Annotated in this window: 8 protein-coding genes and 1 riboswitch; of the genes, 3 read left to right on the top strand and 5 right to left on the bottom strand. The window is 64.8% G+C overall.

The window, feature by feature from the left end; all coding sequences use genetic code 11:
• From AC1D0P_RS16195 to AC1D0P_RS16205, 3 genes are all read right to left on the bottom strand, one after another.
• Positions 1 to 2,139, bottom strand: a 2,139-nt coding sequence (locus tag AC1D0P_RS16195) for a dihydropteroate synthase (RefSeq protein ID WP_477677690.1), incomplete at its 3' end; no start/stop codon positions are given.
• 51 nt (positions 2,140 to 2,190) lie between these two features.
• A riboswitch (S-adenosyl-L-homocysteine riboswitch) is annotated at positions 2,191 to 2,285 on the bottom strand.
• 72 nt (positions 2,286 to 2,357) lie between these two features.
• The gene (locus AC1D0P_RS16200) at positions 2,358 to 3,341 is read right to left on the bottom strand and encodes a Bug family tripartite tricarboxylate transporter substrate binding protein (RefSeq protein WP_477677685.1); all 984 of its coding nucleotides are present in this window, start codon (positions 3,339 to 3,341) and stop codon (positions 2,358 to 2,360) included.
• Between the two features lie 201 nt (positions 3,342 to 3,542).
• Positions 3,543 to 4,589: a homocysteine S-methyltransferase family protein gene (locus AC1D0P_RS16205; RefSeq protein WP_477677686.1), complete on the bottom strand. Its 1,047-nt coding sequence runs from the start codon at positions 4,587 to 4,589 to the stop codon at positions 3,543 to 3,545.
• 68 nt (positions 4,590 to 4,657) lie between these two features.
• On the opposite strand from AC1D0P_RS16205, the gene AC1D0P_RS16210 reads away from it, so the two are divergent.
• Both AC1D0P_RS16210 and recQ read left to right on the top strand, forming a co-directional pair.
• Entirely contained in the window at positions 4,658 to 5,050 is a 393-nt protein-coding gene (locus tag AC1D0P_RS16210; RefSeq protein WP_436155697.1) for a rhodanese-like domain-containing protein, read from the top strand.
• Between the two features lie 57 nt (positions 5,051 to 5,107).
• Entirely contained in the window at positions 5,108 to 6,991 is a 1,884-nt protein-coding gene (gene recQ / locus AC1D0P_RS16215; RefSeq protein WP_477677687.1) for a DNA helicase RecQ, read from the top strand.
• Positions 6,992 to 7,038: 47 nt separating this feature from the next.
• Here the strand turns inward: recQ and AC1D0P_RS16220 are convergent, their stop codons facing one another.
• Positions 7,039 to 8,040, bottom strand: a complete 1,002-nt coding sequence (locus AC1D0P_RS16220; RefSeq protein WP_477677688.1) for a glycosyltransferase family 2 protein — start codon at positions 8,038 to 8,040, stop codon at positions 7,039 to 7,041.
• Positions 8,041 to 8,062: 22 nt separating this feature from the next.
• The gene (locus tag AC1D0P_RS16225) at positions 8,063 to 8,578 is read right to left on the bottom strand and encodes a serine O-acetyltransferase (protein WP_477677689.1); all 516 of its coding nucleotides are present in this window, start codon (positions 8,576 to 8,578) and stop codon (positions 8,063 to 8,065) included.
• A 564-nt stretch (positions 8,579 to 9,142) separates the two neighbouring features.
• Here AC1D0P_RS16225 and AC1D0P_RS16230 point away from each other — a divergent pair.
• Positions 9,143 to 9,780 (top strand): amino acid ABC transporter substrate-binding protein (locus AC1D0P_RS16230; RefSeq protein WP_477677691.1); only part of this gene is annotated, 638 nt, incomplete at its 3' end.

A 9,780-nucleotide genomic window follows, 5' to 3' on the forward strand; every position in this document is an offset into this window, starting at 1 on the left:
CTGCTGGCGCAGGCCGTACCAGGTCATGGCGACTTCGCTGCGCGTCTCGTCGGTGTAGATCTCGATGTCGTCGCCCACGCTGTTGGCCGGGTACAGCGCCATCACGCCGCTGGCGGTGAGCCAGCGGCCCTCGATCAGGCGCTTGAGCATGCGCTGCGCGTCGGCATAAACGCGCACGGCTTCCGTGCCCACCACCTCATCCTTGAGGATGGCCGGAAACGGGCCGGCCAGGTCCCAGGTCTGGAAGAAAGGGCCCCAGTCGATGTACTGCGCGAGTTCGGCCAGGTCGAAGTTCTTGAACATGCGCCGGCCGGTGAACTTGGGCACGGGCGGTGTGTAGCCGGCCCAGTCCATGGGCGTGGCATTGGCGCGCGCCTTGGCCAGCGGCCACATCGGCACCTGTTTTTTGTTGGCGTGCTGGGTGCGCACCTTGTCGTAGTCGGTATACAGGTCTTCGATGTATTTGGCGGCCTGGTCGGACAGCAGGCTTTGCGCCACGCTCACGCTGCGCGAGGCGTCGGGCACATACACCACCGGGCCTTCGTAGTGCGGCGAAATCTTGACGGCCGTATGCACACGGCTGGTGGTGGCGCCGCCTATCAACAGCGGGATCTTCTTGATGCGGAAATGCTCGTCCTTCTGCATCTCGGCGGCCACGTACTGCATTTCTTCCAGGCTGGGCGTGATCAGGCCGGACAGCCCGACGATGTCGGCGCCCTCGACCTTGGCGCGCGCCAGGATCTCATGGCAGGGCACCATCACGCCCATGTTCACGACCTCGAAGTTGTTGCACTGCAGGACCACCGTCACGATGTTCTTGCCGATGTCGTGCACGTCGCCCTTGACTGTGGCGATGATGATCTTGCCTTTGGTCTTGACGTCGCCGCCGGCGGCTTCGAGCAGCAGCTTTTCGGCCTCGATGTAAGGCAGCAGGTGCGCCACGGCCTGCTTCATCACGCGGGCGCTTTTGACCACCTGGGGCAGGAACATCTTGCCCTGGCCGAACAGGTCGCCGACGAYGTTCATGCCGKCCATCAGCGGSCCTTCGATGACGTGCAGCGGGCGGCCGCCTTCGGCCAGAATCTCGCGGTACACCTCCTCGGTGTCTGTCACGATGTGCTCGTTCATGCCGTGGACCAGCGCGTGCGACAGCCGCTGGCGCACCGGCAGGGCGCGCCATTCGTTTTTCTTGCTGTCGTCCTTGGCGCCGCTTTTCGCGGTTTCGGCCACTTCGATCAGACGCTCGCTGGGCGTGAGTTCGGGCTCGCCCGGTTTGTAGACGGGCGCACGGTTGAGCACCACGTCCTCGACGCGTTCGCGCAGCACCGGATCCAGGTCGTCATACACGCCGACCATGCCGGCGTTGACGATGCCCATGTCCATGCCGGCCTGGATCGCGTGGTACAGGTACACGGTGTGGATGGCTTCGCGCACCGGGTCGTTGCCGCGGAAGCTGAAGGACACGTTGGACACGCCGCCGGAAACCTTGGCGCCGGGCAGGTTCTGCTTGATCCAGCGCGTGGCGTTGATGAAGTCGACCGCGTAGTTGTTGTGCTCCTCGATACCGGTGGCGATCGCGAAGATGTTGGGATCGAAAATGATGTCCTCGGGGGGGAAGCCGAGCTCGTCGACCAGCACGCGGTAAGCGCGTTCGCAGATCTCGACCTTGCGCTCGTAGGTGTCGGCCTGGCCTTTTTCATCGAAGGCCATGACCACGGCCGCCGCGCCGTAGCGCTTGAGCAGTTTGGCCTGCTGCTTGAAGGGCTCCAGGCCCTCCTTCATCGAGATCGAGTTGACGATGCCCTTGCCCTGGATGCAACGCAGGCCGGCCTCGATGACGCTCCACTTGGAGCTGTCGATCATGATGGGCACGCGGGCGATGTCGGGTTCGCTGGCGATCAGGTTCAGGAAACGCACCATGGCGGCCTGACTGTCCAGCATGGCCTCGTCCATGTTGATGTCGATGATCTGCGCGCCGTTTTCAACCTGCTGGCGGGCGACCGCCAGGGCCTGCTCGTATTCACCGTTCAGGATCATGCGGGCAAAGGCCTTGGAGCCGGTGACGTTGGTGCGCTCGCCGATGTTGACGAACAGGGTGCCCGCGCCGATGTTGACCGGCTCCAGGCCGGACAGCTTCATGGGGGGGACGAAGACGGAATTTTCGGTTTCAGACACGGACTCACCTTAAGGCCAAGGTGAGCGTCGTTGCCGCAGGCGTGCCGAGAGGGCGGCCTGTAACCCAAGCCTGACGGACGCTGGGGTCCGCTGCAACGCTCCTTGGGTTGCCGGTATTTTACCGGCTGAACGCCCTGTTGCGCCATCCCCCGGTGCGAATGCCCCGGGGAACGGAGTGCTACTTAATCGAGTTTGATCTTGGCAACCTTGATGAGGCGGCCGTAATCGGCGTGCTCTTTCATGACCATGTAGGCGAAGTCCGCCGAGGTCATGGGGCTGGGCGTGGCGCTCATGCGTGCAAATTTTYCGGCCGTGTCGGGCGTGTTGAGCGCGGCGGCGAAGGCTTTTTGCAGCTGGTCGGTCGTGGCTTTGGGCAGGTTGGCCGGGCCGAAGATGCCGAACCAGGTGCTGATGTGGAAGCCGGGCAGCACATCGTTGATGGTGGGGATCTCGGTGAAGCTGCTGGAGCGGTTGATGGTGGTCACGCCGAAGGCCACCAGCTTGCCCGACTTGATGTTGGCGCTGGCCGAGGCCAGGTTGTCGAACATCAGGTCGGTCTGGCCGGACAGCAGGCCGGTCTGCGCCTGGGCCGAGCCGCTGGAAGGCAGGTGCACCACGCTGATCTTGGCCAGGCTTTTGAACAGCTCGCCCGCGAGGTGGCCGGCGCTGCCGTTGCCGCCGGAGGCGTAGTTCAGCCGGCCGGGGTTCTTGCGCGCATAGGCGATCAGGTCCTTGGTGTCCTTGATGTTCAGGCGTTTCGCCGTCTCGGCGTTCATGACCAGCACATTGGGCACACGAGCCACCAGCGTGATGGGAGTGAAGTCCTTCAGCGCGTCGTAAGGCATGTTGGGGTAGAGCCAGGGGTTGATGGCGTGGGTGGCCACCGCGCCCATCACCAGCGTATGGCCGTCGGCCGGCGCCTTGGCGACCATCGCGGCGCCCACGTTGCCGCCGGAACCGGGCCGGTTGTCGACCGTCACTTCGGTCTTGAGCAGGGGGCGCAGCTTCTCGGCCAGGATGCGCGCAGCATTGTCCAGCGGGCCGCCGGCCGGGTACGGGACGATGATGGTGACCGGTTTTTGCGGCGCCAGCTGCGCATGGGCCCCCAGGGCGGCCGTGGCCACGGCGAATGCCGCGGCGATCTTGATGAATGAACGCACGTTCATGATTTCCTTAGTTGTGATGTTGTGTTGTGTCCGGCCACGGGCAGGCTGCGGGGCGCAGCGCCGGATGGTGAAAACCAAGCCTGACAAACGGGCCTGACTATAGCCGCTAAATGTGACGCGCCGGGGTGGATCCCGTCTGGATACTTTGTAACGGCCGGGGTGGAAAGCAAGAGATAAGGAGGCCGGGAAGGCCCCTCACCCTCAGGCGGCTTCCTTGTAGAAGCCGCCGCGCTGCAGCGAGCGCGCGGCCACGGGGRCCACGGCGTGGGCAATCGCGCCGATGTGGTCAGGCGTGGTGCCGCAGCAGCCGCCCACGATGTTGACCAGGCCTTCATCGGCGAACTCGCGCAGCAGGCGCGAGGTGACGTCGGGCGTCTCGTCAAAGCCGGTGTCGCTCATGGGATTGGGCAGGCCGGCATTGGGATAGCAGCTGATGAAGGTGTCGCCGGCCACGCGGGCCAGTTCCTGGATGTAGGGGCGCATCAGGGTGGCGCCCAGCGCGCAGTTGAGGCCGATCGCCAGCGGCGCGGCATGGCGCACGCTGTGCCAGAAAGCCGTCACGGTCTGCCCGCTCAGGATGCGGCCCGAGGCGTCGGTCACGGTGCCGCTGATGATCAGGGGCAGGCGCTCGCCGGAGTTGTCGAAGTATTCGTCGATGGCGAAAAGCGCCGCCTTGGCGTTGAGCGTGTCGAAGATGGTTTCGACCAGCAGCACGTCGCTGCCGCCCTTGACCAGCGCCTCGGTCTGTTCGTAATAAGCCTTGCGCAGCTCTTCAAAGCTGGTGTTGCGCGCGCCGGGATCGTTCACGTCGGGGCTGATGCTGGCCGTCTTGGGCGTGGGGCCCAGGGCGCCGACCACGAAGCGCGGCTTGTCGGGCGTGGAGAACTTGTCGCAGGCGGCGCGCGCGATGCGGGCCGATTCGTAATTCATCTCGACGGCCAGCTCGGCCATGTCGTAATCGCCCTGCGCCACCGTGGTCGCGCCGAAGGTGTTGGTTTCAATCATGTCGGCGCCCGCGGCCAGGTAGCCTTCGTGGATGTCCTGGATCACGTCGGGGCGCGTGAGGCTCAGCAATTCGTTGTTGCCCTTGACGTCCTTGTGGAAGTCCTTGAAGCGCTCGCCGCGGTACTGGGCCTCGTTCAATTTGAAGCGCTGGATCATGGTGCCCATGGCGCCGTCGAGGATGGCGATGCGTTGTTCCAGGATGGCCGGCAATTGCTGCCCGCGGGTGTAGATGATTGGCTTCATGCCAGCATTTTAAAGTGGGCTCCGTTTTGCGTCGGACTTTCCTCGACAATAGGGGTATTGCCCTGATCATGAAAAATTTTCAACCCAAAGAAGCCTGGTCCTGGTTGCAGGCGCATCCCGATGCGCTGTTTGTGGACGTGCGCATGGAAATCGAGTCGCTGTATGTCGGCCGTCCGCCGGGCGTGGTCAATGTGCCGTGGTACGAGTACCCCGACCTGCAGCCCGACGCGCAGAAGTTCGCCGAAGCCGTGGCGCGCGAGGCCGCCGGCAAGGCGCAGCCGGTGCTGCTGATCTGCCGCTCCGGCAAGCGCACGCTGGATGCCGGCAAGGCGCTGGAGGCGGCCGGCTTCACCGACGTGCAGCATGTGGTGCACGGCTTCGAGGGCGAACTCGACGAGCAGTTCCAGCGCTCCACACTCTCGGGCTGGCGCTTTGACGGCCTGCCCTGGGAGCAGATGTAGCCTTCGCTTTCCCGGCGTCCGCGCAGCAGGCTTCACCGCATCAATTTCATTCCAACCTTGTCCTCACTCCCCGTCTCCCCCCTTCCCACCCCTTTGCACGTACTGGCCGAGGTGTTCGGTTACGACAGCTTCCGGGGCCCGCAGGAAGCCATCGTGGACCACGTGGTGCGCGGCGGCGACGCGCTGGTGCTGATGCCCACGGGTGGCGGCAAGTCGCTGTGCTACCAGATACCGGCCATCGTGCGGCAGCAGGCCGGCCACGGCGTGACGGTGGTGATCTCGCCGCTGATCGCGCTGATGCACGACCAGGTCGGCGCGCTGCACGAGGCCGGCGTGTCGGCGGCTTTCCTCAATTCCACGCAGAGCTTTGACGAAAGCAGCCAGCTCGAAAAACAGCTGCTGCGTAACGAACTGACGCTGCTGTACGCCGCGCCCGAGCGCATCAACACGCCGCGCATGAAGGGCTTGCTGGCCTCGCTGCACGAGCGCGGGCTGCTGAGCCTGTTCGCGATCGACGAGGCCCACTGCGTGAGCCAGTGGGGCCACGACTTCCGGCCCGAATACCGCTCGCTAAGCCTGCTGCACGAGACCTTCCCCGACGTGCCGCGCATGGCGCTGACGGCCACGGCCGACGCGTTGACGCGCCAGGACATGATCGAACGCCTCAAGCTGGAGGACGCGCGCCAGTTCGTCAGCAGCTTCGACCGGCCCAACATCCGCTACACCATCGTCGAAAAGACCGACCCGACGCGCCAGCTGCTGCGTTTCATCGAGACCGAGCACGAGGGCGAAGCCGGCATCGTCTACTGCCAGTCGCGCAAGCGCGTGGAAGAGATCGCCGGCATGCTGCAGGACGCGGGCCTGAAGGCGCTGGCCTACCACGCGGGCCTCGATTCAACGCTGCGCCAGCAACGGCAGGACCGCTTCCTGCGCGAGGACGGCATCGTCATGGTCGCCACCATCGCCTTCGGCATGGGCATCGACAAGCCCGACGTGCGCTTCGTCRCCCACCTGGACATGCCCAAGAACATCGAGGGCTACTACCAGGAAACCGGCCGCGCCGGCCGCGACGGCCAGAGCGCCGACGCCTGGATGGTCTACGGCCTGCAGGACGTGGTGAACCAGCGGCGCATGATAGACACCAGCGAGGCCGCCAGCGAAGACTTCAAGCAGGTGATGCGCGGCAAGCTCGACGCGCTGCTGACCTTGGCCGAGGACACACGTTGCCGCCGCGTCAGCCTGCTCGGCTACTTCGGCGAAGACAGCCAGCCCTGCGGCAACTGCGACAACTGCCTGAACCCGCCGGCGGTGTGGGACGCCACCGAGGCGGCGCGCAAGATGCTCAGCTGCATCTACCGCGTGCAGCAGGCCAGCGGCATCAGCTTCGGCGCCGGCCACATCATGGACATCCTGCGCGGCAAGGCCACCGAAAAAGTGGCCCAGCACGGGCACGACAAGCTCAGCACCTTCGGCATAKGCGCGGACCTGGCCGAGGCGCAATGGCGCGGCGTGCTGCGCCAGCTGATCGCGCGCAACATGGTGCGCGTGGACGCCGAGGCCTTCAGCACCCTGCAGCTGATGCCCGATGCGCGCCAGGTGCTCAAGGGCGAGGTCAGCGTGGTGCTGCGCGAGCAGGCGGCGGGCGCCAAGGCCGGCGGGCGCGGCAAGCGCGTGACCAAGACCTCGGTCAAGGGCCTGGCCGAAGCCGCGCTCAACGCCGGCGCACTCGAGCGCCTGGCGCGCCTCAAAGCCTGGCGCGCTGAAGTCGCGCGCGAGCACAACCTGCCGGCCTTCGTGATCTTCCACGACGCAACCTTGCGCGCAATTGCGGAACGCGCACCGCAAGGTGTCGCCGACCTCGAAGGCATCAGCGGTATCGGCGTCAAAAAGCTCGAGGCCTACGGGGCCGAAGTGCTGCGCGTCTGCGCAGCAACGGCTTAGGCCTTCGCAAGCCGGCGGCCGAAACCCGCGCGGTACGCCTTGGCCGCTTAAACCGCGCCAGGCGTATTCCGGATCTCGACGCTGTCTATGGCCGCGCGGGCGGGGCGCTGCGGCGTCAACAGCCCGCGAACCAGGCCGGCAGCGTTAAAACACCACGACACGACCGAAAACACGGCTTTTGTGGCGCTGCGTTTTCGCCATGCCATCAACAGGATGGGTACCGCCGCAATGCAAGAGAAGGCCGCGACGCGCGCTGTCCACGGCAGGGGCGCCACCAAAACGGCGAACAGCACGGCCCACCATCCCAGCACGGCGACATACAGCCGCAACTCGCGCACCCGCGTCAGCACCAGCCCCAGGTGCGATTCGCCCCAGGCCGCGCGCAGCACTTCACCCAGGCCGCAGATGTAGCGGCTGCGCCAGCGGCGCACCAGCAACTGGTAGGGAGGCGCATCGTGGCCATGGTGCCGCACGGAATCGGTGCCCAGGCGCCACAATTTCCAGCCCCTGGCATGCAGGCGCATGGCCAGGTCAAACTCCTCATAGCTGTGCAGATTGCGGTCTGAAAAATACCCGGCTTGCTCCACCGCGGCCCTGCGGTACAGGCCGCCCATGTCCAGCCGGTCCACCGTGCCCGCCCGCATGTGGCCCAAACCCCGCTCCACGCGCGCCACATATTCCAGGCTGCTGGTATTCATTTCAACGACTTGCCCTCCCACGCCGGCCACGTCGGGGTGCGCCTGCATGAAGGCCAGCGCCTCCGGCAAAAAACCGGGCAGCATTTCCATGTCGCCGTCCAGGATGTAAACAAATTCGCCCACCGAATGCTGGTAACCCAGCTGGGGGCCGACGCCGCAGCAGCGCTCATCGGCGCGTGCCAGTTGCACGATACGGATGGGATAAGCAGAGGCCAACGCCACGGTGCGGTCGCTGGAGCAGGAATCGGCGAGCACCACCTCGCCACCGACCATCCGGACGGCCGTCAGCGCACTCTCCACTGCGGCGACGATGCGCTTTTCTTCGTTCAGGGCCTTGATGACGATGCTCACCCGGCATGGGGCACCTGTGGCTTCAGAGGGCTGCATCATTTTTACCTCGCAAAATAATGCGGGCCGGCACTCCCACGGCAAGCGCGCCGACGGGAACGTCCGTGATCACCACCGCATTGGCGCCAATGTCAACGTCATCCCCAATCCGTATGGCCCCAAGGATCTTCGCGCCGGCGCCGATGTTCACACGGTTGCCGATGTGCGGCGCTTCCAGCGGCCTGTCCATGCGCTGGTTGCCGATGGTGACGCCCTGGCGGATGATGCAGTCGTCCCCGATCACGGCCTTGCCATGCACCACAATCGCGCCGGAATGTTCTATGACGAGGCGTCTCCCGATCTGGGCCGAGACCCCGATCGTGACGCCGCAAAACATTTCAGCCAGCTTGGCCAGTACCAGATGCAGGGCGCCAAGCGGGTAGCGCACCAGCCTGGACTGATACCGGTAGCGCAAATGCCCCAGCCTGTATACCTGTAGCGCCCAGAAGCCCAGGGACAGAACGCCTTCCTGCGCCGCACGCAAGTCCTCAAGAAAAGCCATCGCTATTGACCTTCCATAACGCACATTGAGACGTGACAAGCACTCGCACGGTCGCAGGCTCCAACGGGGGGCGGTTCGGAGTTCCAGGAAGAAGTCCGCGGCAAGCGCTTCAGAACCCGGCAAAGCCGGGGCGATAAATCTCAGCTCTCGCAGAGGAAAAGTGCAAGATTCGTACCAATGGACTTGCCAGAGATTGAGCTGGCAGCGGCTGTATCAGCAGCGCAGGCGGGTCGTAAAGAAGACCGTTGTGCCCGGTTTTGGGGCAGCCGGGCCAGCACAAGGCGGCGGCCGGGACGGGAAATCTTCCGCTTTGTGTCCATGCGCCATGCCTGGCGTGCATATCAACCCCCCGTTAAGCTCATGACGCATTTTTCGCAAGGGTTTATCCCGAGCGAATAGGCCTTTACATCCGCTTGGCGCACGCAATGCTTGGGTTAGCATTTCGGCGCTGGCACGCATCGTGCTGGACCTCATAAGTTTCACTGACTGGAGAATCCCGTGATCAAAATCGCAAAAAAACATGGCCTTGCCACGCTGGCTGCCGCCGGCCTCACCCTTGCTGCGATGGCGCCCGCCCACGCCGGCAAGACACTGGATGCCATCAAGGCACGCGGCCAGGTCATCTGCGGCGTGAACGTCGGCCTGGCGGGCTTTTCCTCCGCCGACAGCAACGGCGCCTGGACCGGTCTTGACGTGGACACCTGCAAGGCCATCGCCGCCAGCGTGCTGGGCGACGCCAGCAAGGTCAAATGGGTTCCCCTGAACGCCCAGCAGCGCTTCACCGCGCTGCAGTCCGGCGAAGTGGACGTGCTCTCGCGCAACACCACCTTCTCGTTGACCCGCGACGCGTCGCTGGGCCTGCACATGACCGCCGTCACCTATTACGACGGCCAGGGTTTCATGGTTCCCGTGAAGAGCAAAGTCAAAAGCGCCAAGTCGCTGAAGAACGCCACGGTCTGCGTGCAGTCCGGCACCACGACCGAAAAAAACCTGACCGATTTCTCCAAGGCCAACAACCTGAACATGAAGCCCGTGGTGTTTGAAAAGCAGGAGGCCGTCAACGCCGCCTACTTCTCGGGCCGCTGCCAGGCTTACACGACGGACGCCTCGGGCCTGGCTTCGGTGCGCAACAAGGAAGCCAAGGTTCCCGCCGACCACCTGATCCTGCCCGAGCTGATCTCCAAGGAGCCGCTGGGCCCCAT

The sequence above is a fragment of the Polaromonas sp. P1_G2 genome (genome assembly GCF_056405515.1).

Excerpts from the sequence above, each read along its gene's own strand:
- AC1D0P_RS16225 (WP_477677689.1), bottom strand. The coding sequence starts at position 8,578 with ATGGCTTTTCTTGAGGACTTGCGTGCGGCGCAGGAAGGCGTTCTGTCC.
- AC1D0P_RS16210 (WP_436155697.1), top strand. The coding sequence starts at position 4,658 with ATGAAAAATTTTCAACCCAAAGAAGCCTGGTCCTGGTTGCAGGCGCAT.